The sequence below is a fragment of the Paenibacillus selenitireducens genome, assembly GCF_002021565.1.
Lineage (GTDB): Bacteria > Bacillota > Bacilli > Paenibacillales > Paenibacillaceae > Paenibacillus_K > Paenibacillus_K selenitireducens.
Window position 1 is genome coordinate 55,975 of sequence record NZ_MSZX01000004.1, and the last position, 24,139, is coordinate 80,113.

General features: G+C 46.3%; 22 protein-coding genes and 1 pseudogene. 21 read left to right on the plus strand and 2 right to left on the minus strand.

What is annotated here, in order from left to right:
• Positions 1 to 15 precede the first annotated feature (15 nt).
• Positions 16 to 888 carry an AraC family transcriptional regulator gene (locus BVG16_RS10710; protein ID WP_158081664.1) on the minus strand — a complete coding sequence of 291 codons (873 nt, stop codon included), beginning with the start codon at positions 886 to 888 and terminating at the stop codon, positions 16 to 18.
• A gap of 554 nt (positions 889 to 1,442) precedes the next feature.
• Here BVG16_RS10710 and BVG16_RS10715 point away from each other — a divergent pair.
• From BVG16_RS10715 to BVG16_RS32770, 3 genes are read left to right on the plus strand one after another with little or no spacing between them, the layout of a single operon-like run.
• Entirely contained in the window at positions 1,443 to 3,899 is a 2,457-nt protein-coding gene (locus BVG16_RS10715) for a beta-N-acetylglucosaminidase domain-containing protein (RefSeq protein WP_158081665.1), read from the plus strand.
• Positions 3,883 to 4,605, plus strand: a complete 723-nt coding sequence (locus BVG16_RS10720; RefSeq protein ID WP_078498568.1) for a dockerin type I domain-containing protein — start codon at positions 3,883 to 3,885, stop codon at positions 4,603 to 4,605. The genes BVG16_RS10715 and BVG16_RS10720 overlap by 17 nt, the downstream gene beginning before the upstream one ends.
• 28 nt (positions 4,606 to 4,633) lie before the next feature.
• Positions 4,634 to 4,789, plus strand: a complete 156-nt coding sequence (locus BVG16_RS32770) for a hypothetical protein (RefSeq protein WP_158081666.1) — start codon at positions 4,634 to 4,636, stop codon at positions 4,787 to 4,789.
• Between the two features lie 58 nt (positions 4,790 to 4,847).
• Here the strand turns inward: BVG16_RS32770 and BVG16_RS10725 are convergent, their stop codons facing one another.
• Positions 4,848 to 5,447, minus strand: coding sequence for a nitroreductase family protein (locus tag BVG16_RS10725; protein WP_078498570.1), 600 nt, complete (start codon positions 5,445 to 5,447; stop codon positions 4,848 to 4,850).
• A 217-nt stretch (positions 5,448 to 5,664) separates the two neighbouring features.
• Here BVG16_RS10725 and BVG16_RS10730 point away from each other — a divergent pair, with 217 nt between their 5' ends.
• The 18 genes and pseudogenes from BVG16_RS10730 to yhbY all read left to right on the plus strand — a co-directional run bounded on the left by BVG16_RS10730 (position 5,665) and on the right by yhbY (position 24,134).
• Positions 5,665 to 6,351, plus strand: a complete 687-nt coding sequence (locus BVG16_RS10730; RefSeq protein WP_078498572.1) for a hypothetical protein — start codon at positions 5,665 to 5,667, stop codon at positions 6,349 to 6,351.
• Between the two features lie 111 nt (positions 6,352 to 6,462).
• Positions 6,463 to 6,564: pseudogene (locus BVG16_RS10735) on the plus strand (family 1 glycosylhydrolase); the annotation flags it as partial.
• A 730-nt stretch (positions 6,565 to 7,294) separates the two neighbouring features.
• Positions 7,295 to 8,218 carry an aldo/keto reductase gene (locus BVG16_RS10740; RefSeq protein ID WP_078498573.1) on the plus strand — a complete coding sequence of 308 codons (924 nt, stop codon included), beginning with the start codon at positions 7,295 to 7,297 and terminating at the stop codon, positions 8,216 to 8,218.
• Between the two features lie 195 nt (positions 8,219 to 8,413).
• The gene (locus BVG16_RS10745; protein ID WP_078498574.1) at positions 8,414 to 8,899 is read left to right on the plus strand and encodes a hypothetical protein; all 486 of its coding nucleotides are present in this window, start codon (positions 8,414 to 8,416) and stop codon (positions 8,897 to 8,899) included.
• Positions 8,890 to 9,219, plus strand: a complete 330-nt coding sequence (locus BVG16_RS10750) for a hypothetical protein (protein ID WP_078498576.1) — start codon at positions 8,890 to 8,892, stop codon at positions 9,217 to 9,219. Before BVG16_RS10745 ends, BVG16_RS10750 begins: the two co-directional genes overlap by 10 nt.
• A 219-nt stretch (positions 9,220 to 9,438) precedes the next feature.
• On the plus strand, positions 9,439 to 10,929 hold the full coding sequence (gene araA / locus BVG16_RS10755; protein WP_078498578.1) for an L-arabinose isomerase: 1,491 nt from the start codon (positions 9,439 to 9,441) through the stop codon (positions 10,927 to 10,929).
• 126 nt (positions 10,930 to 11,055) lie between these two features.
• Entirely contained in the window at positions 11,056 to 12,153 is a 1,098-nt protein-coding gene (locus BVG16_RS10760; RefSeq protein WP_078498580.1) for a GntR family transcriptional regulator, read from the plus strand.
• A gap of 192 nt (positions 12,154 to 12,345) precedes the next feature.
• Positions 12,346 to 13,050, plus strand: a complete 705-nt coding sequence (araD, locus tag BVG16_RS10765) for an L-ribulose-5-phosphate 4-epimerase (protein WP_078498582.1) — start codon at positions 12,346 to 12,348, stop codon at positions 13,048 to 13,050.
• Positions 13,047 to 14,717 carry a ribulokinase gene (locus BVG16_RS10770; RefSeq protein WP_078498584.1) on the plus strand — a complete coding sequence of 557 codons (1,671 nt, stop codon included), beginning with the start codon at positions 13,047 to 13,049 and terminating at the stop codon, positions 14,715 to 14,717. The genes araD and BVG16_RS10770 overlap by 4 nt, the downstream gene beginning before the upstream one ends.
• A 180-nt stretch (positions 14,718 to 14,897) precedes the next feature.
• Positions 14,898 to 16,154, plus strand: a complete 1,257-nt coding sequence (lplT, locus tag BVG16_RS10775; RefSeq protein ID WP_078498586.1) for a lysophospholipid transporter LplT — start codon at positions 14,898 to 14,900, stop codon at positions 16,152 to 16,154.
• A gap of 45 nt (positions 16,155 to 16,199) precedes the next feature.
• Positions 16,200 to 16,550 (plus strand): stage V sporulation protein AE, encoded by a 351-nt coding sequence (gene spoVAE, locus BVG16_RS10780; RefSeq protein ID WP_078498587.1) that lies wholly within the window; start codon positions 16,200 to 16,202, stop codon positions 16,548 to 16,550.
• Positions 16,551 to 16,745: 195 nt separating this feature from the next.
• Entirely contained in the window at positions 16,746 to 17,699 is a 954-nt protein-coding gene (locus tag BVG16_RS10785; protein ID WP_078498588.1) for an AAA family ATPase, read from the plus strand.
• Positions 17,700 to 17,703: 4 nt separating this feature from the next.
• Complete coding sequence (locus BVG16_RS10790) at positions 17,704 to 18,996, plus strand: DUF58 domain-containing protein (protein ID WP_158081667.1); 1,293 nt, start codon at positions 17,704 to 17,706, stop codon at positions 18,994 to 18,996.
• Entirely contained in the window at positions 18,959 to 21,178 is a 2,220-nt protein-coding gene (locus tag BVG16_RS10795; protein WP_078498589.1) for a DUF4129 domain-containing transglutaminase family protein, read from the plus strand. The genes BVG16_RS10790 and BVG16_RS10795 overlap by 38 nt, the downstream gene beginning before the upstream one ends.
• A 107-nt stretch (positions 21,179 to 21,285) precedes the next feature.
• Positions 21,286 to 21,810, plus strand: a complete 525-nt coding sequence (locus BVG16_RS10800; RefSeq protein ID WP_078498590.1) for a YqeG family HAD IIIA-type phosphatase — start codon at positions 21,286 to 21,288, stop codon at positions 21,808 to 21,810.
• Positions 21,807 to 22,946: a ribosome biogenesis GTPase YqeH gene (gene yqeH, locus BVG16_RS10805; protein WP_078498591.1), complete on the plus strand. Its 1,140-nt coding sequence runs from the start codon at positions 21,807 to 21,809 to the stop codon at positions 22,944 to 22,946. The genes BVG16_RS10800 and yqeH overlap by 4 nt, the downstream gene beginning before the upstream one ends.
• An 18-nt stretch (positions 22,947 to 22,964) precedes the next feature.
• A complete protein-coding gene (aroE, locus tag BVG16_RS10810; RefSeq protein WP_078498593.1) occupies positions 22,965 to 23,807 on the plus strand; it encodes a shikimate dehydrogenase in 843 nt (280 codons plus the stop codon).
• A 30-nt stretch (positions 23,808 to 23,837) separates the two neighbouring features.
• Positions 23,838 to 24,134: a ribosome assembly RNA-binding protein YhbY gene (yhbY, locus tag BVG16_RS10815; RefSeq protein WP_078498595.1), complete on the plus strand. Its 297-nt coding sequence runs from the start codon at positions 23,838 to 23,840 to the stop codon at positions 24,132 to 24,134.
• Positions 24,135 to 24,139 lie beyond the last annotated feature (5 nt).

Sequence of the window (24,139 nt, forward strand, 5' to 3'; positions counted from 1 at the left end):
TTTTGGATTCGGTTATTATTTTTGCATAGGTCCTGTCTGACTGTTCAACATATATTCCCGGTATGCTGAGGGAGAATAGCCTGTGTACTCTTTGAACATCCGGGAGAAATAGGATAATTCGATCCCGACCGTTTCCGCGATTTCAGTGATCCCTAGATTCGTGAAATTAAGTAATTGGGCAGCCTTCTCTAATCGCAATCGGTTGATATATTGAATAGGGGATTGCCCTGTGACTTGTTTGAAGGTTTGAATAAAATAGTTCGGTTGGAGATGAACGATTCTAGCTAATTCCTCAATACTGAATGTCGAAGATAGATGATCCTCAATGTGTCGAATGACACGGCTCATTTTCTCGAAACTGGGAGATTTGGAGGTATTCACTTGAATCCGTGGGCTTTGATCCAAAAACATCGAGATGATCTCTAGCAGCGCTGATCGCACTCGAAATGCCGCGGATAAACCTTCGGCGTACTGGAAGCGGATCAATCGATCGAATTGCTTGCGCAGCTCATCGTCTTCGTCCACATTCACGAAGAGAGGCGTGCGCAGCAGGTCAAACAGATGCTGATTGCCCACCTTTGCGCTGAAATGACACCAATACTTCCCAAAGGTTGGTGCGTCAGGGATGGTGCCGTAGCTTTGCAAGGTCCCAGCAGGCAAGAGAATGAGCTGTCCCGGCTGCGACACATGTCGCTCCTCCCCCACTTGGACGAATCCTTCCCCTTCGACAATGTAATAGAGCTTGTTAAATTCAGGAATGTAATTGGTATCATGCCAGTCTTCCGGTACCTTCGTATAGGCCGCAATCGACAAATCTAACTGCACGTTGGCCAGGTGCTGCTGCCAATAAACGGAGTTGAAGCGATTATGTACATTCATGTCATTCATAGGATTTAGGTTCCTTTTGGGATAATAGATTGACGTGCCCATAGTGTAGCATACTTCCCACAGGAAAGGAGGGCTTGATGCGAAAAAAGATTACTCCTTTCGGGCTTCGGGGAAAACGATGGCAACCGATCACACATCGAAGACGAGATTGCCCTAATTCCGGATGAAGCAACCATTCGAGGGTATCTGGAAAAAGTAGGCGGCAAGACGACGCCGGAAGAGCTCGGCGTGAATTCGGAGTTGCTTGCGAGAAGCATACGCGAGGCGCATAAATTCCTGTTATAGTTTGATAACCTTTGTCGAAGCTATTGAAATGAGCAGCAATCTTGATTATTTTATGCTTAAGGCGATGATGCAGTTATCTAGCGATTCTGCCTATAAGCGTGTAACCGGACGTAGGCGGGCACGAGCTTAAAGAGGAGACTCTTTTTGTTCGTGTTCTTTTTTACGTTAAGGGAATTCTGAAGAAGGAGGGACATTAGAGAGAGATAGATACATACGAGTGTAGAGTGCAGCAGAAACCCATAATTCTAATGAAGAAAGGTGCCGTGCTCATGAACTTTATAACCTCGGTAAGGCAGCGTACACGTTGGCTCCTAACAGTCACTTTGACGCTTGCATTAGCTATACCTATGCTTGCTTCGCCATCCTCGGTGTCTGCGAGTGCATCACAGACGGAAGTTCCGCCAATATCTCCTGTTCCGCAATCGCTTCAATCAGCGGGTGGCAGCATCGCGATTCCGTCGGAGGTTGGCGTAGTGACAGGAGCAACGACGGATGAGCCAGCGATCCAAGCCGTCGAAGCGATCCTTCAACAAGCTGGCGTCCAGACGATTAAGCGGATACAGGATAATGAAATACCTACCGCTCCTTTGAACGTATGGATCGGCGGTCCGACTGAGAATCAAAGTTCAGCTGCTGCTCTCCAAGCCCTGGGGGTTACGGGTTTGAATGACTTACCGCAGGATGGTTACATCTTAGCTTCCGGAACGGATGCCCAGGGGAAGAAAGAGATTGTTCTCGCTGGTACGACGCCTACAGGTACATTCTATGCTGCTCAGACTCTTCGTCAATTGCTGATGTCTGAAAGTGGACACAAGCAGATTCCTGCCGTAACGGTCAAGGATTGGCCGAAAATGACATGGCGCGGTTCGATTGAAGGATTCTACGGTGATCCGTGGTCCCATCAAGACCGTCTGCGTCAGCTGGATTTTTATGGTGAACAGAAAATGAATATGTATATTTACGCACCGAAGGACGACCCGTACCACCGCGATCAGTGGAGAGATCCGTATCCTGCGGATAAAGTGAACGAAATTAAGGAGCTCGTAACGAAAGCGAAGCAGAATCATGTGGAGCTGGTATTTGCGATTTCACCGGGGAATACGGTCTGTTTCTCGGATGATGTTGATTTCCAAGCCTTAATGAAGAAAGCGCAAGCAATGTGGGATATTGGGGTTCGATCCTATGCAATCTTCTTGGATGATATTAACAAGACATTGCGCTGCAATGCGGATAAAACCAAATTCAACAGTGATACGAATCCGGTTGCTGCTGCGCAAGCCTTTTTGCTGAATCGGTTCAAAACCGAATTTATTGACACACACGCGGGTGCCCATCGTTTGATTACGGTGCCGACGGATTATGCCAACATCACGACGACGGCGTATATCAGCCGATTCGCTGCGTTGGTGGATCCGAGTATTATCGTTCAGTGGACGGGGGCGGCTGTCGTTCCTGCCGGTATTTCGGCTTCGGATGCCGATAAAGCAAACGCAATATACAAGCATGATCTGCTAATCTGGGATAACTTCCCAGTGAACGACTATGCGCGCGACAAGCTGTATCTCGGGCCGTTATACAATCGGGATCCGGGTCTTGCCGACCATGGCATTATCGGGTTGACATCAAATCCGATGAATGAAGCAGAAGCATCGAAGATTTCGTTATTTACAATCGCGGATTACTTGTGGAACCCGCAGGCTTATAATCCGGAGACGTCTTGGCAGCTCAGTATTCAGCGATTTGGCGGGGCCGCGGCCGATGCGCTGCAAATTTTCGCAGAGAATAACTACTCTTCTCCGCTGAATGCCAAAGAGTCCCTGACCATTCAACCTCTGATCGGCAACTTCTGGACCGCATTTGTCGGCGGAGGCAATGTCACGAATGCAGCCATGCCGCTCACAGACGCATTTGCGAAGCTTCAACAGGCCCCCGGCATATTGCGCAGCCAGTTGAATAATGCCGGCTTTATTGAAGAAACGGCGGAATATCTGAATAAGTATGAATGGTACGGGAAAGCCGGTAAAGAAGCTGTACAAATGCTGCAAGCTCAGAAACGTAACAACAAACAGCAAGCTGCCGAACACCGGAGTGCGCTGCTCGATGCCAAGACGCATATTCAAGCCATCACAAAAGCGAAGTCCAACCAAGTGTTTGAGGACTTCTTCGCACGAGCCATTCGGGAGAATGATGTATGGTTAGGGAGCGATTCGTCCGTTCCGTTCCCGATCACAACGATGGGAACCTATCAGAACAATACGCCGGACCGGATGCTGGATGGTAATTTGAATACGTATTTCTGGAGCAATAACTCACCGGCCATTGGCGATGTCATCGGTGTGGACTTGAATGAAATTCGGAAGGTGTCCAATATCCAAGTTCTTATGGGTAAAAGCGGCAGTCTTTCGGATTTTATACATCATGGCGTGCTTGAGATTTCAGTAGACGGCGCGAATTGGACGAAGATCGCGAACCTGGAGGAGCAACCTGAAATCAATGCCGCGGTAGATCAACAACTTGCGCGCTTTGTCCGCATTCGGGTGACGGATACGCAGACGTTCTGGGTGATAGTGAGAGAGTTCAAAGTCACTTCGCAGCGGATTCCGAAGGAGCCTACGGCTGTATTGTCTGGCGATGATTTCGTTCAAGCTAATCAATCTTTTACGCTGCAGCGGCGTCAACCATGTTACACAGGCTGTATATGCCGAGGATATGACCCTGACCTATGATGCGAATCTGGTGGAATTCGTGTCTGCGAAGTCACTGGATGAAGGCGTCCATTTGTTGAACATAGGTAAGGAAACGGCAGGAAAGCTGCGGTTGATCGCCGCAAGCGAAGGTGCTGAACATAGCATTACAGGAGACCGGGAATTGTTTGAACTCACCTTCAAAGCAAAGCCCGTATCTCAAGGGACAGAAGGCAAGATTGCGGTTGAAGAAGCTGTTCTGGCAGATAGCAACGGAATGGAATCGAAGACTACGGTTACATCCATGAGCATCTACGTGAATGTCAATACGGATAAGACGGCGTTGAATAACCTTATTCGCGAGGCACAGAACGTTCATGATGGAGCCACAGAAGGTACGCAGATCGGTCAGTATCCGGTAGGCTCAAAGCAAATTCTGTTGTCAGCTATTCAAAAAGCTTCGAGTGTTGCGAACAAAAACCAAGCGACGCAAGCCCAAGTGGATGGTGCTGTAGCTGCGTTGCAACAAGCATTGAATACATTCAAGGCTTCCGTCAATACCACGATTCCTGGAGATTTAAATGGAGATGGCAAAATAACGATTGGGGATCTTGCTATCGTCGCTGTGCATTATGGTAAAACGTCTGCGAGCCCAGATTGGGAACTAGCGAAAAAAGCAGATATTAACGGAGATGGCGTCATTGACGTAAAAGATCTTGCAGCGATTGCGACGAAGATTATCGGATAGTTCAGATGGATATGAAGATAGGGGGAGCGTGTTCAAGGTTCGGAATTATTACCCGGGACATAAACTCCTAGTTGATGTGCCTATTCGCATTCAAGTAATGAATGTGAATGAACATGATGATTTGTCATTGCTCGTTACGCCAGACGAATTACAGGACTTATCGGGGCAGGAAATGATAGCATGAGAAAAGCCGCTATATACGCAGCATAGGTGCTGATATATAGCGGCTTTTACGTATCGTATTAGTTGAAAAATTTAACGCGATCTTCTAGTGCTTGGAATTGTTTCTCGCCATTCTCGCCGACTGGGTTACCGAATGGAAGTTGAGCAACCAATTGCCAGCTTGCAGGAATGTTCCATTCTTTTGTCACTTGCTCGTCGATCAATGGGTTGTAATGCTGCAAGGAAGCGCCAAGGCCTTCTGCTTCAAGCGATGTCCAGATCACGAATTGCAGCATCCCGTTGGATTGTTGGGACCATACTGGGAAACGATCTGCATAGGTTGCAAAGTTAGCTTGCAAGCTCTCGACAACCGCGTTGTCTTCGAAGAACAATACCGTACCGTAACCGCTGCGGAATGATTCCATTTTTTGAGCCGTTGGCTCAAATTGGTCGGCAGGAACGATTTGGCGAAGTGTTTCTGTCGTTAAATCCCACAATTTATTGTGCTGTTCGTTCAATAGAACAACGACGCGTGCGCTTTGGGAATTGAACGATGATGGTGTATGTTTGACGGCGAAATTCACGATTTCTTGGATTTTCTCGTCAGATACTTTCACGTCTTTGTTAATTCCGTATACGGAACGTCTACCTTCGATTGCGCTGTATAATGTTGTTGTCATGATTATCAATCCTCTCCGTGTGAAAAAAATAAATATGATGAATATCTATGGACTTAGTATAGTTACAAACAAAATTAAAGTCAATAACCTAAATTGGATTAATTACAAAAATAAATATAATTCCGATTGTTTGTCCATAATTTGTTCACACCTTTTTGATATGCTGTTAGGGATCCAAAAAGGGATCAAACAGATATTTTATGAAGAGGTGAAGACAGTGAGTCGGCAAGGAACACGAGTGATCGGATGGATCTGTACATTCATGATCGTCCTAGGTCTTACGACAGCTTGCAGCTCGAATGCAGGGAATGATGGGACCTCCCAAGCGGTTGGCGCACAAAACGAGGGTACAGACACTGGGATGGGACGACAAGGTATGATGCAAATGCAAAATGCCCCCGACCAGCCGGATCGTCAAATGGATTTCATGGCGAAAGTTGTTGCGATTGAAGGTACGAAAGTGACGATACAGAAAGCAAATTTCCAACCGGGGCAGGGTGGAGAACGTGCGAGACAAAGTCAGGGCGATGGAAACAAACCATCGAACCAAACGGGGAATGAACAGTCTGCCTCAGCTACTTCTGGCGACCAACCAGCACCGAATGATATGAAGGAAGGCGAAGGCGACGGCAGCGAGAAGCAAGGACAACGCAGTCGGGGGATGGGCGGCGGTATGACGTTTGAGGAAGACACGAGTGTCATTCAAATTGCGGCAGATACGCCAATCTATACGATGACGCGCCAAGATGAGAAGATGGCGTACGAGAAAATCCAAGCGAATGATCTGAAAGCAGACGAGATGATCACCGTGTGGTTGAAATCGGGAACAACGGACCAAGCCGAATATGTTGTTATTCGCGGAGAATTCGGACCTAGAGAGGATCAAGCCACTGGAACCAACTAAAAGTAAGGAATAGTATGACTATGGCTCCACTTTCTTCGGGAGGTGGGGTCTTGTTTGTTGCTGCATTTGTAAATCATGGTAAATTTAGTGTTTTGCAAAAATCCTGGGAGAGATGTCGCTTGTGACAGCTACCATCGCTAGGAAGAAGACGTGACGCTGATGAAAGAGCTAGGTATCCAAACCTATCGCTTCTCTGTGGCGTGGCCACGCATCTTGGGTGGTGAAGCGATTCAAGACGGAGCGTGGTTCAGAGAAACGTATGATTTCTTCAGCTTGCCGCTGTAGTCGTTGTTCTTTTAGACGTTCTAGAATTAACTTTTCAAGAGATAGCCGAAATCAAATTAGGGTGCAGCGAACGGAGCGAGAAATGAACGGACACAGTAGACCTTAATGATGCCAAAAGCACTCAAAATGCAGGGTGAACGGACACAGCAGCTCTTATCATGCTAAACATAAGCTATATACTCATGATCCGAATGGAATAAGTGTATCTGTGTCCGCAACAACGGCTAATCTAAGAGCATAGCAAACAATAAGGTCTCTCATGTCCGTTTCACACAAAGAGCTTATAAAATTGTCAAAATTTCGTATCTACGACAGCTATTACGCAAAACACCAACCCATCTCCCCTATCCATCAACGTATAGGTTCACTCAATAAAGGACCGTCGGGTGATCACCTGACGGTTTTTCTCATGTGTGTGTGGGAAGTTTGATCGTTTAGAAACATTTTTTTGTTAACATCTAACGTGTTGCTTGTAAGTAGTGTGTTGCCTGCTACCATGATGCTGAAATATCAGCAATTTCTTCGCCCCTCTTCCGTTAGCCTTCACGGGTGTTTCTATGGTACGCTTAGGGTGGAAAGTACTTGCTGGGTGTCAACGCAGGTTGAATGCATTTTGATGCTTGGACATCAACTTAATTACGGATGAAGGAGTGATTCCATGAAGTACCGCAGATTAGGAAAAACAGATTTAAATGTATCCGTCGTTGGGTTAGGAACATGGCAGTTCGGCGGGGAATGGGGACAGCAATTTACGCAAGAGGATGTAGATGCGATCCTCGACAAAGGACATGAGTTAGGCATTAACTTGATTGACACGGCGGAATGCTACGGGGATCATTTATCTGAAGCGTTTATCGGGGACTATATTTCTAGACGCAAGCGTGAGGATTGGATCATCGCCACGAAATTCGGGCATCACTTTCATGAAAGGTTCACAAGAACCGACGTATTCGATGCTGAAGGCGTCGTTCGTCAGCTTGATGCTTCGCTTCGAGCATTACATACCGATTATATCGATTTATATCAATTCCATTCCGGCCCGGATACATCCTTTGATAATGATGAGCTATGGACGGTTCTGGACAAACAGGTTCAAGCAGGCAAAATTCGCAATTTAGGTACATCGATCGGCAATAACGATAACTTACATCAGACGGCAGCATCTTCGCAAGTGAACTCACGTGCGATCCAAGTGGTGTATAACCGCATCGACCGTGCTCCTGAACAGCGTGTCTTCCCTTCTTGTCAGGCACAGGATCTAGGTGTTCTCGCTCGCGTTCCGCTTGCAAGCGGCTACTTGAGCGGTAAATACAAGCCTGGCGCTGTATTCGGGGAGACGGACGTTCGTCATCGTCATGATCAGGAAGCGACGCGTCGCAAGCTGGAGGAAGTTGAACAGATCAAGCAAAATGAAGTTCCATCTGGCGTGGATATGGCGAAGTGGGCTCTGGCATGGTGTTTGAAGCATCCGGCGGTGACAACCGTGATTCCAGGGTGTAAAAATCCAGACCAAGTCGTATCGAATGCAAGTGCAGTCGAACTCGTAACAGAAGCACACCCGCAGGATGTTAGCGGAAAATAAGCAAATATGCTTTAAGAAGCAGGTATTACAGACTAATTTTTCTGTGATTCCTGCTTTTTTTTGTGCCCAGGCAGGTAAATGTTAAATAAATATGAGCAGAAAACACATTCGTTAAACATAAATCACAACTTATGCTAAAAGTCATGTAGTACATTAGTCTTATAAAGAAAAAAGTGGAAGCAAGGGGGTTACTGCATGGCTGCAATCACAGAAATATCGCAAATCATCGCCGATGTGGGGGCAATCATTCTAGAAGATAAGTTAGGCATTGAAGCCGTATCCATGGACAACGACGTTTCAGATAACAAACTAAAGAGTGAACATATTACGATCATATTGCAGGTAATTGGAGATATAGAGGGACAGATCATATGTAATATTAATCGGCTAACTTGTTTGAATTTGATAGAGCAGATGTGTGGTCGAACGAATGTTACTTTATTCGATGACAAGGGATGGCGCGTACTTCATGAGTTTGGAAGGTTATTCGGCCAAGGCATATGCAAAAAATTTAAGGAATATGGATTATCGGTGTATGTCACAAAACCTTTGATTAATGAGGGGAGCCATATGATTCATTCATATACCGGGTTTATTATGGTTCCGTTGTTGTGTTCATGCGGGTTTATTGACGTATATTTTACTCAACACCATCGAGAGGAGTATGCTGAATGTCAGTGACAGGGAGAAGATGGGAACCGTGGGAAGATGAAATCATTCGCAATCAATATCCGACGATAGACGTTGAGGAGCTGGTAGCGTTGTTTCCAGAAGATCGGTCATTGAAAAGAATTCGTCAGCGCGCCTCGAAGCTGGGGGTTCATAGAATCTCACGGCAAGGTTCTGTGGGTAGCGGTGATAGTCCTGAGATCTTAAGTCTTTTCACGTTATATTTGAATAAAGCGATCGATATTCGTAATCGGACAGGTCGTAAACCGGATGTGGATGCGATGTTGAATACATTTCGAGAAATTTATGGACGATCAAGAACAGGAAATTAATCATGAATATAAGATCTTAACTATGTCTCTTGGATTTTGAGCAGAGACATGGTTTTTTTTGTTCTTGAATTTCTAATCTAAAAAGCGTAGAATGAATTCAACATTAACTTGTACGTACATCTAAAATTATTTTCAGGGTTTAATATATAAATGTACATACAATTAAAGACAATACATTTGGAGTAATAACCTTATTGAATCTAAGGAGGAATTTCACACATGTTGCCATTAAAAACATATGAAATTTGGTTTGTTACAGGAAGCCAACATTTATATGGTCCAGAAACCTTAGAGCAGGTGGATGCTCATTCCAAGATGATTACGGATGCTCTAAATCTAGATTCAGCCATCCCGGTAAATTTGGTTTTCAAACCGGTAGTGAAGACGGCTGAAGAAATCTATAACCTCGTGATCCAAGCGAATTCAGATGCTGTTTGCGCGGGGATTATGACATGGATGCATACCTTCTCCCCAGCTAAAATGTGGATCGCAGGATTAAATGAGCTGCGTAAACCGCTGCTCCACCTGCATACACAATTTAATCGGGATATCCCATGGGACAGCATTGATATGGATTTCATGAACTTGAACCAATCTGCGCATGGCGATCGTGAATACGGGTTCATTGGCGCACGGATGAAGATTGCTCGCAAAGTCGTTGTAGGACATTGGGAAGATGGCGAAGTACGCGCTCGAATCGGAAGATGGATGCGTGTTGCCGTAGCATATAATGAGAGCCGTCAATTGAAAGTTGCACGCTTCGGGGACAATATGCGCCAGGTTGCAGTTACGGAAGGCGATAAAGTCGAAGCGCAAATTCAATTAGGTTGGTCTGTGAACGGATATGGTATTGGAGATTTGGTGGATTACATTCAAGCGGTGTCCGATGAGGACATGCAAGCATTGATCGATGAATATGCAACTCAATATGATATCGTCCCAGAAGGACTAGAAGCTGGTGCTGTCCGGGATTCTATTTCGGAACAGGCGCGGATCGAGCTAGGGATGAAAGCTTTCTTGCAAGAAGGCGGATTCACGGCATTCACGACAACGTTCGAGGATCTACACGGCATGAAACAGCTGCCAGGACTTGCTGTTCAGCGTTTGATGGAACAAGGTTACGGGTTCGGCGGTGAAGGCGACTGGAAGACAGCGGCACTTGTGCGCTTAATGAAGGTTATGGCGGATGGCAAGGATACTTCCTTCATGGAAGACTACACTTATCATTTTGAACCTAATAATGAAATGATTCTTGGCGCACATATGTTGGAAGTATGTCCGACAATCGCCGAGACGCGCCCTCGGATTGAGGTTCATCCGCTTGGGATTGGCGGGAAGGAGGATCCTGCTCGGATCGTGTTTGATGGCAAAGAAGGAGCAGCGGTTAATGTATCCATCGTCGATATGGGGAACCGGTTACGTCTGATCGTGAGCGTCGTCGATGCGGTGAAATTAGAGAACGATATGCCGAAGCTTCCTGTAGCACGTGTATTATGGAAGCCGCAACCGAACTTGAAAGTCTCGGCAGAGGCTTGGATCCATGCCGGCGGAGCGCATCATACAGGATTCTCTTACGCGTTGACAGCGGAAGATATCGTAGACTTTGCAGAAATGTTGGGGATTGAGTGTGTTATTATTGATCATAGCACGACGGCGCTGGCATTCCGCAACGAACTTCGTTTGAATGATATCGCTTGGAAATTGCGTTAATAAAGGACTAATTTAGAAGGCGGTTGTCGATGTGACAGCCGCTTTTTTCTCAAAATACGGGCAATCATGCTATAATACTCGTAATTTGTAATGATATTTAGGACGATCCGATTTACGAGGTGAATGATGGAGAAGAAGCAACCGCCGAAATATATGCAGTTAAAGCATGAAATATTAACTTGGTTCGATGAAGGACGACTGAAACGCGGCGATCAAATGCCGTCTGAGAATGAAATTGCAGAACAGTTCCAATTAAGCCGGCAGACGGTAAGACAGACCTTTGGTGAGCTGGAGAAAGACGGATGGCTTGAACGGATTCAAGGGAAAGGGACATTCGTGTCTGCGCCGCAGCAGCATCGGTCCGTGAACCCTGAAGTCCCAACGATCGGTATTTTAACAACGTACATCTCGGACTATATCTTTCCGCATATCGTGCAAGGTGCTGAAGCTGTGTTGCGGAACCGTGGCTATCGCTTGGTATTATCCAGTACAGACAACGATAAAGAACGCGAACGTGAGAATCTGCAAGCTCTTTTAAGTCAGCCTTTGAGCGGACTTATTATCGAGCCTACGCGCAGTGCAGAAGGGAATCCGAACTTAAGCTATTATTTATCGCTGGATCTGGAACATATTCCTTTCTTAATGATCAACGAACGGTATGCTGAAATGGATTGTCCCTATATGAAAATGGATGATGAAGCAGGCGGTTTTATGGCGACGGAGCATCTGATCCAGCAGGGGCACCGTCATATCGCAGGGTTTTTCAAGATGGATGACCTACAAGGCGTAAATCGATTAAAAGGATTTATTCGCGCACATCGAGAGTATGATATGCCTTTGCAGCCGGATTCGGTGATTCATTATAAAACCGAAGAGAAACAGACAAAGCCATTCGAGATGGCGTTGTCTCTCCTGAGTCGTGAAGTGAATCGACCAACGGCCTTTGTAAGCTATAATGACGAGCTTGCGGTTCGATTGCTCGAAGCGATCCGGCAAGCAGACATGAACGTCCCTGAGGACGTATCTGTCGTCGGATTTGATGATTCATTTTTGGCCACGGCGACAGAAACCAAATTAACGACCGTTGTTCATCCGAAGAATGAAATGGGGAAACGTGCAGCAGAACAATTGATCGATATGATTGAAGGGAATATCAAACAACCAGAACCTTATATCTATAAGCCGGAGCTTATTATCCGGGAATCTACCCGCAGCATCGAATAAGTTATTACATCATACAATCAGCGTTTCTCAAGAGACACTAGCCTATCAAAGGTTGGTGTTCTTTTTTTACATCCAATTACATACAAGTTCGAGACAAGGTTAGGCAAGTTTCGATTTATATCTTCCAAAGTTGTACGTACAAGTTTATAATAATCTCAAAAGCATAATCCTTTAAGAAAGGGCTGATATCTATTGTTAGCATCATTGAAACAGGCCGTTCTAGAAGCGAATTTGGATCTGCCGAAGCACGGGCTTGTCACATTCACTTGGGGAAATGTAAGCGGTATCGACAGGGAACGAGGGCTTGTCGTTATTAAGCCAAGCGGTGTCGCGTATGAGAAGTTAAAAGCGGAAGATTTAGTCGTATTAGACTTGGACGGGAATGTAGTTGAAGGGAATTTAAGACCCTCTTCCGATACGGCGACGCATATTGCGTTATATAAAGCTTTTCCACACATTGGCGGAGTTGTACATACCCATTCACCTTGGGCGACCAGCTGGGCGCAAGCGGGTATAAGCATTCCGGCTTACGGAACAACACATGCAGATTATTACTATGGCGAAGTACCTTGTACGCGTCCGATGACGGCGGCCGAAATTCAAGGTGCGTATGAGCTAGAGACAGGGAATGTCATCATTGAGACGTTCAGGGATTTGGATCCAGACCAAGTTCCAGGCGTATTAGTTTACTGCCACGCGCCATTTAACTGGGGCAAGGACCCGCAGGATGCGGTTCACAATGCGGTGGTGCTTGAGGAAGTGGCGAAAATTGCTTCACGGATGCGTCAAGTGAATCCTGATGTGCAACCGATGGATCAGACATTATTAGATCGTCATTTCTTACGAAAACACGGCGCAAATGCCTACTACGGACAAAAAATGGGGGAGCCAAAATGACTAAAAAATACGCAATTGGTGTGGATTATGGTACGCAATCGGGCCGTGCAGTTCTGGTAGATCTTGCGAACGGTGCAGAGATAGCGGAACATGTCACACCTTATCCGCACATCGTGATTGATGAGGAGCTTCCAGGCTTAGGGATCGAGTTGGAGCATGATTGGGCCCTTCAACACCCTGCGGATTATATTGAAGTCTTGCAGCGTTCCGTACCGGCCGTGATTGCGCAATCAGGTATTAACTCGGCTGATGTGATTGGTCTTGGCATTGACTTTACTGCATGCACCATGCTTCCTATTGATGCGGCGGGACAGCCATTGTGCTTCAACGAGAAATTTATGTGGAACCCACACAGCTGGGTGAAATTGTGGAAACATCATGCTGCGCAAGATGAAGCGAATCGGTTGAATGAAATTGCAGCACAACGTGGCGAAGCATTCCTACCGCGTTATGGCGGCAAAATATCATCCGAGTGGATGATTGCGAAGATTTGGCAAATTTTGAATGAAGCGCCGGATATCTATGAAGTTACAGATCAGTTCGTGGAAGCGACAGACTGGGTTATATCTCAGATGACAGGGTATGTTGTCCGGAACAGCTGCACGGCAGGTTATAAGTCCATTTGGCACAAACAAGATGGCTACCCAAATAAGGAATTCTTCAAAGCGTTAGATCCTCGCTTAGAGAACCTGACAGAAACGAAATTACGAGGTGAGGTAGCGCCTCTGGGCACGAAAGCCGGAGAATTAACAGAAGACATGGCAAAGCTAATGGGTCTTGCGCCAGGCACGGCGATCGCGGTTGGGAATGTCGATGCACATGCGGCTGTTCCAGGCGTCGGTGTGGTTACCCCGGGCAAGCTCGTGATGGCGATGGGGACATCCATTTGTCATATGCTTTTAGGAACCGAAGAGAGACATGTGGAAGGCATGTGCGGTGTGGTTGAAGACGGGATTATTCCGGGATACCTCGGCTATGAAGCAGGCCAATCGGCCGTAGGCGATATTTTTGAATGGTATGTGGAAGAGGCTGTTCCTAGTTATGTCAAGGATGCTGCGGAACGGGACGGGAAGAACATTCACGTCTGGTTAGAGGAGAAAGCTGCCGCATATCAACCAGGTGAGACAGGGCTGCTTGCGTTGGATTGGTGGAATGGCAACCGTTCGGTTCTTGTGGACACGGATCTCACAGGATTGCTGCTCGGCTGCACATTATTAACCAAGCCGGAAGAAATCTATCGTACGCTATTAGAAGCCACAGCCTTCGGTACGCGCAAAATTGTAGATGCGTTCCACAATAACGGCGTTCCGGTTGAAGAATTGTACGCTTGTGGCGGATTGCCGCAAAAGAACCGTCTGCTCATGCAAATCTATGCGGATGTAACGAACCGTGTGATCAAAATAGCGGATTCCAAGCAAACACCGGCGGTAGGCGCTGCGATGTTCGGTGCCGTTGCGGCAGGATCCGAGAGAGGCGGTTACGACTCCATTGTCGATGCATCTAAAGCAATGGCGCGCGTTAAAGAAGAGACATTCCAGCCGATTCCTGAACATGTCGCGGTATACGAGAAGCTCTATCAAGAGTATTCGAAGCTCCATGATTATTTTGGCCGTGGTGAAAATGATGTCATGAAACGATTGAAATCGATGAAAGAGAGTGTTCGGTGATCTTACTTATTGCTAGGAATGTTAATAGGTTACCCAGCTCGTTTCAACCTATGTTGAAACGGGTTTTTTGGTGTGAAGGGATCGGTAATCGTGGATATATCTGGAGGGCTATGGTATATTCTACTTCGTGGCTTGGACGGTGTCACAAATTGGAATTATGGAAAAAGGAGAACATTATCTATGCTACAGAACAATAGCTCTGCTAAGCCTCGCAAGAAGCTGCTTAGCCCTGTGAATGCTGTGGTGCTTACACAGTTTATGAGCGCATTTTCCGATAATCTTAATTTCTTTATTATTATCGGGATGTTGAAACGACAAGGACTGGAGAACCCAGACCAAGCGGTTACGTATATTCAGATCGGATTTCTAGCTGTATTTCTGATCTTAGCCCCATTTGTGGGATCATTCGCGGATCGGAATGCGAAGTCTGGCGTCCTCATGGTCGGCAACTTATTTAAGGCAGCTGCCATTCTATTACTTATTTTTGGTATTCATCCGATATTTTGTTACGCGATCTTAGGGATTGGAGCCGTCATTTATTCTCCTGCGAAATACGGTATCCTAACCGAGCTAACCAGAACGGAAGATGAACTTCTGCGTGCGAATTCGAAAGTGGAAGGCACCACGATTTTAGCCATTTTATTAGGTACTGTCGTAGGGGGATTTTTGGCTGAATATTCGGATCTATTAGGTCTTGTTACCTGTTTCATAGTTTACGGATTATCATGGGCGCTCACTTTCTTGATTCCTAAGATCCCTGGCAATACGCAAATTCAATACATCGCTGCAGCCAGACGATTCTTTCAAGATACCCGCGCGTTGTTCCGTCATCCGCAAGCACAGTTTTCTTTGGTGGCAACAGGGGCATTTTGGTTAACAGCTGCCGTGCTTCGCATTGCGCTTGTTGCTTGGATTCCTGCGAACTTAGGGATTACGAATACGGATCAACAATCGTTAATTATCGGCAGTACGGCGATCGGTGTCGTGCTAGGATCGATTCTAATGCCTCGGATCATTCCGGCAAGCAAAATGTACCTTTCTTATTATTTCGGCTTTCTGATGGTCCTTTGCGTCTTAGTCACGGCCTTCATGCATAGTCTGGTGTTGTCTGTTGTTATGTTATTTTTGATTGGCGTGTTCGGCGGGATCTTCTTAATTCCTATGAACACGATCTTGCAGACCGTTGGCAAGGATATCGTAGGCGCAGGAAAGACGATCGCGGTACAGAACCTGGTGGAAAATTCGCTTACAATTATTGGGCTATTCATTTATTTATACCTGAACACCAAAGTCCCAATTCAGTTTGCCGTTGTAGGCATGGGTGTTATTTTGCTCGTATTTATTCTTGTATTGCTTCCGAAACTTTCGGCGCTCAAACGTTTTGACCCGGATGAATATCTGAAAGGTCCGCATAACCAACCCTCGAATAACTCATAATGTAATTGTTGGTGGAAGATTGCAACAGGTTTGGAGGGGTAAATCGTGCAGTTTTTGTGGGCCTTTGTTATAGGAGGCATCATCTGCGTGATCGGGCAATTGATGTTCGATGTGTTTAAATTGACGCCAGCGCATACGATGACAACGCTTGTTGTCGCCGGCGCAGCGCTTGATGGTCTCGGATGGTACGAGCCGTTAATCAGCTTTGCAGGAGCCGGAGCAACCGTACCCATTACAAGCTTCGGGAATTCACTAGTTCACGGAGCATTAACGGAGCTTAAACGTGATGGATGGGTCGGTGTCATCACAGGGATTTTTGAGGTGACAAGTGCGGGGATCTCTTCGGCGATCATCTTCTCGTTTATTGCCTCATTAATTGCGAAGCCAAAAGGTTAATGCAACATGTGAAATGGATAAAACAGACAAGGAAAAGTGACATGGCACGGAAGTGCTCGTCACGATCTTCTTTGTCTGTTTTTTTGTGGAAAATGCCACATAACCCTGTAAAAGTCTACTATATACGCTCATTTCCCCATCATGTAAAATATAGGAAACGATTGATATTATTAGTTGACGAAAGGGTTGTTGTTGATGAATATGAACCCGTATATGCAGACGATTTCAGCGATTCGAACCCAATTGGAAGCATGTATTCTCGGCAAAAGCGCTGAGATTAAGCTGCTCCTTACCGCTGTACTTGCAGGCGGTCATGTGTTAGTGGAAGACGTGCCAGGAACAGGTAAAACTCAACTCATCAAAGCATTAGCCCGAACGATCAACGGCCAATTTCGACGGATTCAATGTCATCCGGATTTATTGCCAAGCGATATTACTGGCGTGTCCATATTTCATCCCGGTGAAGAGCAGTTCGTGTTTCGTTCTGGCCCGGTATTTACGAATATTTTGCTTGTAGATGAGATCAATCGTGCAACGACGAAGACGCAGTCGGCTTTGTTGGAAGCAATGGAAGAGCGTTATGTGACGGTGGATGGAGAGAGTTATGCATTGCCACATCCCTTTATGATGTTTGCTACACAAAATCCGATCGAATTTGATGGTACCTATATGCTCCCGGAAGCACAACTTGACCGCTTCATGCTGCGCATTTCCTTAGGCTATCCGGACGCAGCAACCGAGGCTAGTTTGTTATTTTCCCATCAATACGGACAACCCATTGATACCGTTCAAGCGGTGACAGAGATGGAGACGCTGGCGCAAATTCAGGCGGAGGTTCGACATATTCACTTGGATCAAGCCGTGGGTGACTACCTTGTCAATATCGTCCGCAAGACGCGAGACCATGCCCTGACCGTGTTAGGCGCAAGCCCTCGGGCATCGGTATCGTTCATGCAAGCTGCTAAAGCTTATGCATTTGTTCAAGGGAGGGATTACGTGATCCCGGATGACTTGAAGGAGCTGGCTCCTCATGTGCTTGCCCATCGGATTACGCTGCGTCCTGAAGCGAGAATTGAAGGATTGACACCCTATACATTTATGGATCAAGTCTTAAAGCAGGTGGATGTTCCCGTTAGATTGGAGCGATGAAGGAATGCAAATGAAGCCATCGAATCGTAGCTCGTCAGCACGCCAATGGTTTTCGTTTTCTTCACGTTTCTGGATCGTCTTCGCGAGTTGGATCATTTGCTTATTTTTTCTGCTGTTTCAAGGTGGGAAAACCTCTTTCATGCTCTTAAGCATGATGACCATGATTTGCTTGTATTTATGGATCGGCAAATGGAGCGGAATATCGAAGTCGAAGGGAATACGCAAACTGCGCTATGCGGGCGAGAACCGAGCCATATTTTACGCAGGAGACACGATTGAAGCAGAATTGTCTGTGAAAGTCCAAATGATTGGCATGGCCCCTTATGTCTTGCTGCGCGATCAACTCGTACGTCGGCATGGAGAGACGTTGACCTTTGAATCGCTTGTAATCCCCGATTGGAATCGGAATTGCGTGATGCACTATAAGCTAACGAACTTGAAGCGAGGGTTCTATAGCTTTGGTACGTCAGAATGTGCCATGGAGGATGTTTTCGGATGGTTCCAGCACAAGGGAGCCATTCAGGTCGCATCCCAATTCTGTGTGCTGCCCCAGACCATTCGCATTCCGAGATGGAGAATGTTCGACGTTCGGAATCAAGGATACGGCAGACACGCCATGATTCACCGGTCCTCCAAAGAAACAACCCAAATTAACGGGGTACGGGAATATATTTACGGAGATCGTATTTCACGGATCCATTGGAACGCTACGGCGAAGACAGGGGAATGGAAATCGAAGGAATTCGAACGGGAGTCTTTGCCTTCCATGGTGTTGGTGCTTGACCGAACTCAGCGGCATTATGCAACCGAAGAACAGTTCGAACTGGCTGTATCGATTGCTGCGTCACTGCTTGAATTCAGTCGTGAGCGTCAGATCCCCGTTGGGTTTATTTCTTTAGGGAAATCCGTGGACATCTTTGAGCCGGGAAGCTCGACACTTCACCATAAACAAATCAAGGATCACTTAATGGATACGGATGCAGACGGATATGCCGAGCTCAGCGGACGATTGCAGCCTTTTCAATCGAAATTAGGTACGGGAAGCTTCTATGTCGTCATCAGTCCGGGTACCAGTGATAGTGTCCTACGACTTTTACAATGGCTGCAGCATAAGCAAATGACCGTGAGTCAGATGCTGATGACGAGTCCTCTAACCGGATCACCTGAAGGCTGGAGCACGTTTTGTTTATCAAAAGGTATCGTGGTATATCCTGTGCAGCGGTTGCAGGAGCTTCCTGTTGTGTTAGGAGGTTGGTCAAATGGTCAAGTCGCTGTTGGCGATAGCTCGAAATCTTAGGCAAGATGGGCTGGATAAATTAATCCTACTTTGCGTGCTCGTAATGTTATGGCAGTGGCAGTTGCCCTTGAAAAATCTATGGTCGGAAGAGACGATAGAGATGGTTAGACTTACACTGCTCGGTTATACGGCGATTCAACTCTTTATTCCTCTCCATGTATGGATTCGACGCATCCTTATCATCCTGCTCATCGGACTTATTCAATTTGAGGTGCTAGGGGCTTATCAGCTGCTTACCTTGCGAACAGTGAAGTGGAGTGATGTCATCCTTTCATGGGGGGCATCGCAATACCCTTATATGTTATTTACCTTCGGAACGTGGGCTTTGTTCGAGATCATTCGGTTTCTTGTTCGAAGCCGGCGAAGGATTATCGCTTTTATGACGATTCAGTTGATCGGGCTTGCGATCTTGGATTCATTTACGGTATTGAATTTATGGAAGCAAGTCGCTTGGGTTGTGTTGGCAGGGCTGTCTTGGCTCATCGTCGATCATTTTATTCGGTTGCGTTCCAAATATCCGGAGGGCTGGAGAAACCTTGCCACCTATCCGCTGAAATTGATTTGTACCGTAGGTTTGCTCTTGCTTGTGATTGTTGTCGCGGGTACGAGCATGCCATCCACCGTTCCGCTTATCCCTGATCCATATACCATGTGGAAAACATGGAAAGGGGAAGCTGTCCCTACATTTTATAGCGGGGAAGTGAGTGCTGATACCATAAACGCCAGGGCGTACCGTTCAGGCTATGGCCGTGATGATAGCACCTTAGGTGCGGGTTTTGATTTTGACCACACACCAGTGATGGAAATCAATACGAATCATCGAAGTTATTGGCGTGGAGAGACTCGTTCTTATTATACAGGAGAAGGTTGGATTGAATCTTACTCGGAGACGTTAGCCCAAGTTCAGCCGGTGGCGTTAGATCAGCCGTTAAAATCTTTTGACCTGGCACCTACGGTAGAGACTACGCAGCTAACCGCCACAGTTACGATGAGACGCAACGAGTCATACCCTGTCCTATTTGGCGCATATTCCGCACAGCGTTTAACACAATTAGATGATGCTGCAAAAATGGGAGATATCTCGTGGAAGCCGGAGAGTTCTTCCATGTTGTTTACGGGGAAGAAAGATTATCCGAAGACCTATACGTTCGTGTCCGAAATTCCAATTATAGATGAGGCAAAGCTTCGTGAATTAAAAGTTGAACGTAATCGCACATCCATCAATCGCATGAATTATATACAGCTGCCTAAGGAGTTTCCTGCGCGTGTGAAGGATCTGGCATTATCCCTGACCGCGGGGCAGCAGAATGATTACGACAGAATCCAGGCACTGACAACTTACCTGAAATCAGAAAAGTTCACCTATACGAATGAACCGGACCTGTCATTAAAACAAAGCAGTGATTTTGTAGATAGCTTCTTATTCGAGCTAAAACAAGGATATTGTGATTATTTCTCTACTTCACTTGTCACGATGGCCCGTTCTATTGGCATTCCTGCAAGATGGGTTAAGGGGTACGTTGGGGGCTCCAAAGAGGGATACCGTCCGGATCAGTACATGCCTAATGCGATGATGGAAGAGATGGCCAAAGAAGAAGGGACGTACATTGTAAGTAATGCGGATGCCCATTCATGGGCCGAGATTTACTTTGAAGGGTTTGGCTGGATCCCCTTTGAAGCGACACCCGGATTCACCATTCCGATGGCACAAGAAGAAAATCAAGCTGCGCCTGTAACCGTCCCGGACTTGGATACAACAGCCAATACAGATGAGACAAAAGAGAGTTCCTTCGCGTTTATGAAACCTTCGATTCTTACCTATTCCATTATGGGTATCATATTTGTTATCATGTTGTATGTATTGTTTGTTCGTTATCGATTGCATTGGAACATGTTATGGAGAACGCTAGTTCATGGACATCGTCCTTCAAGCGGACAGAAATTAATTGTCCTTACGGAACATTGGCTGTATTATTGCCGTCGAAAAGGGTTGCTTCGTGAGGAGCACGAAACGCTGCGTGAAAGTGTGTCGCGCTGGGAGAAGGAACGAAGTGCGCTCGCTGGTGCATGGAATCAACTATTGCCTTTATTTGAGAAGGCGAAGTACAGCACCAAACCTGTTACGGATCAAGATTGGTCGCAGGCTCAATCCGAAATGAAAAAGCTCATGCAAAGACTATAATATGTAAACCACAATTGCCGCTCAAGCCTTACGGTTTGGGCGGCAATTCTTTGCACGAAAAACAAAGAATATGGTATAGTTTGTCGTATGAAACTGAGGTGACGTATTTGTTAGAGAAGTTTATTCCCAGATTACGGGTAAATACCGTGTACGATATTGACTTGGAAGCTTTATATGCGCAAGGATATCGCGGTATTATTACGGATCTGGATAACACGCTTGTCGGTGCGAAAGAACCGCATGCCACACCTGAATTGGTTGCTTGGCTAGAAACTGCCAAACAAGCAGGTTTCCAAGTTGTCATTGTGTCCAATAATGATGAGGGGCGCGTTTCCTTATTTACGAAGCCGTTAGGCATTCCTTTCGTTCATGCAGCGCGCAAACCTAGACGCAAGCCGTTTCGGAAGGCGCTCTCACTCATGAATCTATCGGCCGCGCAGACGGTTGTTATTGGAGATCAGATGTTAACGGATGTATTTGGCGGGAACCGCACAGGATTATATACCATTCTCGTGCTGCCAATCGCAGCTGCGGATGAAGGTGTGATGACGCAGTTTAACCGTCGAATGGAGAAAGTTATTTTGCGAAGATTACGGAAAAAGGGTCTTTGGCACGAGGAGGAACAACGATGACTGAACAACGACAGCAACATAACGAGATAACCTCGTGCGAAGGCTGCGGCGTGAAATTACAAACAGAGAAACCAGAATTACCGGGCTATATCCCAGCTCAGACGTTAGACCGCGAGCCCGTCATTTGTCAACGCTGTTTCCGCATTAAGAACTATAATGATGCAGCGTCAGTCACATTGGAGCAGGATGACTTTTTGCGATTGCTCAGTCAAGTCGGTGCGTCCAAGAATGAGTCGCTGGTCATTCACATTGTTGATTTATTTGATTTTGACGGAAGTTTAATCTCCAGTCTGCAACGTTTTGTAGGGAATAATCCTGTGCTGCTGGTTGTTAATAAAATCGACTTGCTGCCAAAAGTAACGAACTGGAATCGGTTGACGAACTGGGTGCAGAAACGTGCCAAGGAACATGGCATTAAAGTGATTGATGTCGTGCTTGTCAGCGCGAAGAAAAACCAAGGCTTTGAAATGCTGCTCGACAAAGTGGGGCAATATCGTCGACACGGTCAGGATATTTATGTTGTTGGGGCGACGAATGTAGGCAAATCGACCTTAATTAACCGCTTGATCCGAGACTACAGTGATATAGAGCGGGAATTGACCACATCTCGTTTTCCTGGGACAACCCTTGATTTAGTGAAAATTCCGTTAGATGACGGCAATTTTATCATTGATACACCGGGAATTGTCTATCCATCGCGCTTAACGGAGCTTGTTTCCCGAAAGGATTTAGGGGCTATTATGCCTGATCGTCCTTTGAAGCCAATGGTATTTCAGTTAAATGAAGGACAGACTTTATTTTTCGGCGCCATGGCACGCTTTGATTTTGTACAAGGCCCACGACAATCGTTTACCTGCTTCGTATCCAATGGGTTGAATATTCATCGGACCAAGCTGGATCGAGCAGATGAGTTATATGCTGAGCATCGCGGGGAGATGCTGGCACCGCCGAATCGTGAACAGATTGAAGATCTTCCGGTATGGACGAAACATCAAATCCGGATTCCGAAAGGCAGTAAGTCGGATCTATTCATTTCAGGACTGGGTTGGATTAAAGTGAACTCCGATGAAGGGGCACTCGTGACTATCCATGCGCCAAAAGGCGTTAAAGTGCTGGCAAGAGATTCGATGATTTAAGTTAGGGGAGCGGGAGTCATGATCAGTAGTGAAGCGAGTGTATTCGGCGTGATCGGGGATCCGATTCGTCATTCGAAATCTCCGTTGATGCATAATAGTGCGCTGCAAGCGCTGGGTATCGATGGTGTCTACACAGCACTGCATGTCAAGCCGGAAGACATTGGCGAAGCCATTCGCGGCATTCGCGCGTTGGGATTTCGAGGCATTAATGTCACGATACCGCACAAGCTGAATGTCATTCCCCTATTGGATGAATTGGATGAAGGCGCGAAATTCATCGGCGCTGTCAATACAATTGTCAATGACAAGGGACGTTTAATTGGCTATAATACGGACGGGATTGGTTATGTCAGATCTCTGAAGGAAGAAGTTGAACCGGACCTAGCTGGTAGACGAATTCTGGTGATCGGTGCAGGTGGAGCGGCGCGAGGCATCGTGTATGCCCTGACGCAAGAATCGCCGGAAGTGATCTGGATTGCGAACCGCACGATCGAACGAGCAGAAGAACTAGCGCTTGCCTTACAACATTGTGGAAATCTTGTAGGGATAGGAACCGAACAAATTTCGGATATTTGCGGTGATGTCGATATCATCATTAATACCACATCTGTTGGGATGTTCCCGCATATGGAGGAAACTCCCATTTCACTAGAAGGGTTCCGTACGGATATTATTGTAAGTGATTTGATTTATAATCCGCTCGAGACGACCATTTTACGACAGGCTCGGGAACGAGGGAGCCGAACGCACGGTGGATTAGGCATGTTTGTCTATCAGGGGGCTTATGCTTTTGAATATTGGACAGGACAGACTGCACCTATTGAGGTTATGCGTCAAGCTGTATTAAAGTCATTGCTGTAGAAGTTAAAATTGGAGGCTATTGAAACAACCATGCTTACAGGAAAACAAAAACGTTATTTACGCTCGCTTGCTCATCATTTGAACCCGATTTTTCAAGTTGGTAAAGGTGGCGTGAACGATCAGCTTATTCGTCACATCGACGAAGCGATTGAAGTCCGGGAATTAATTAAAATTTCAATTCTGAACAACAATGAAGGAGATCGCAATGAAATTGCACAAGATCTCGCATCAGGCTCACAATCAGAACTTGTACAAGTGATAGGTAAAACGATTGTCTTGTATAAAGAATCTCGCGAACATAAGCAAATCGAGCTGCCGAGATCATAAGATAG

Bases quoted from the DNA above. Each gene is read 5' to 3' on its own strand.
- BVG16_RS10710 (WP_158081664.1), bottom strand. From the start codon at position 888: ATGAATGACATGAATGTACATAATCGCTTCAACTCCGTTTATTGGCAG.
- BVG16_RS10715 (WP_158081665.1), top strand. From the start codon at position 1,443: ATGAACTTTATAACCTCGGTAAGGCAGCGTACACGTTGGCTCCTAACA.
- BVG16_RS10720 (WP_078498568.1), top strand. From the start codon at position 3,883: ATGACCCTGACCTATGATGCGAATCTGGTGGAATTCGTGTCTGCGAAG.
- BVG16_RS10725 (WP_078498570.1), bottom strand. From the start codon at position 5,447: ATGACAACAACATTATACAGCGCAATCGAAGGTAGACGTTCCGTATAC.
- BVG16_RS10740 (WP_078498573.1), top strand. From the start codon at position 7,295: ATGAAGTACCGCAGATTAGGAAAAACAGATTTAAATGTATCCGTCGTT.
- BVG16_RS10745 (WP_078498574.1), top strand. From the start codon at position 8,414: ATGGCTGCAATCACAGAAATATCGCAAATCATCGCCGATGTGGGGGCA.
- BVG16_RS10750 (WP_078498576.1), top strand. From the start codon at position 8,890: ATGTCAGTGACAGGGAGAAGATGGGAACCGTGGGAAGATGAAATCATT.
- araA (WP_078498578.1), top strand. From the start codon at position 9,439: ATGTTGCCATTAAAAACATATGAAATTTGGTTTGTTACAGGAAGCCAA.
- BVG16_RS10760 (WP_078498580.1), top strand. From the start codon at position 11,056: ATGGAGAAGAAGCAACCGCCGAAATATATGCAGTTAAAGCATGAAATA.
- BVG16_RS10770 (WP_078498584.1), top strand. From the start codon at position 13,047: ATGACTAAAAAATACGCAATTGGTGTGGATTATGGTACGCAATCGGGC.
- lplT (WP_078498586.1), top strand. From the start codon at position 14,898: ATGCTACAGAACAATAGCTCTGCTAAGCCTCGCAAGAAGCTGCTTAGC.
- BVG16_RS10785 (WP_078498588.1), top strand. From the start codon at position 16,746: ATGAATATGAACCCGTATATGCAGACGATTTCAGCGATTCGAACCCAA.
- BVG16_RS10790 (WP_158081667.1), top strand. From the start codon at position 17,704: ATGCAAATGAAGCCATCGAATCGTAGCTCGTCAGCACGCCAATGGTTT.
- BVG16_RS10795 (WP_078498589.1), top strand. From the start codon at position 18,959: ATGGTCAAGTCGCTGTTGGCGATAGCTCGAAATCTTAGGCAAGATGGG.
- yqeH (WP_078498591.1), top strand. From the start codon at position 21,807: ATGACTGAACAACGACAGCAACATAACGAGATAACCTCGTGCGAAGGC.
- aroE (WP_078498593.1), top strand. From the start codon at position 22,965: ATGATCAGTAGTGAAGCGAGTGTATTCGGCGTGATCGGGGATCCGATT.
- yhbY (WP_078498595.1), top strand. From the start codon at position 23,838: ATGCTTACAGGAAAACAAAAACGTTATTTACGCTCGCTTGCTCATCAT.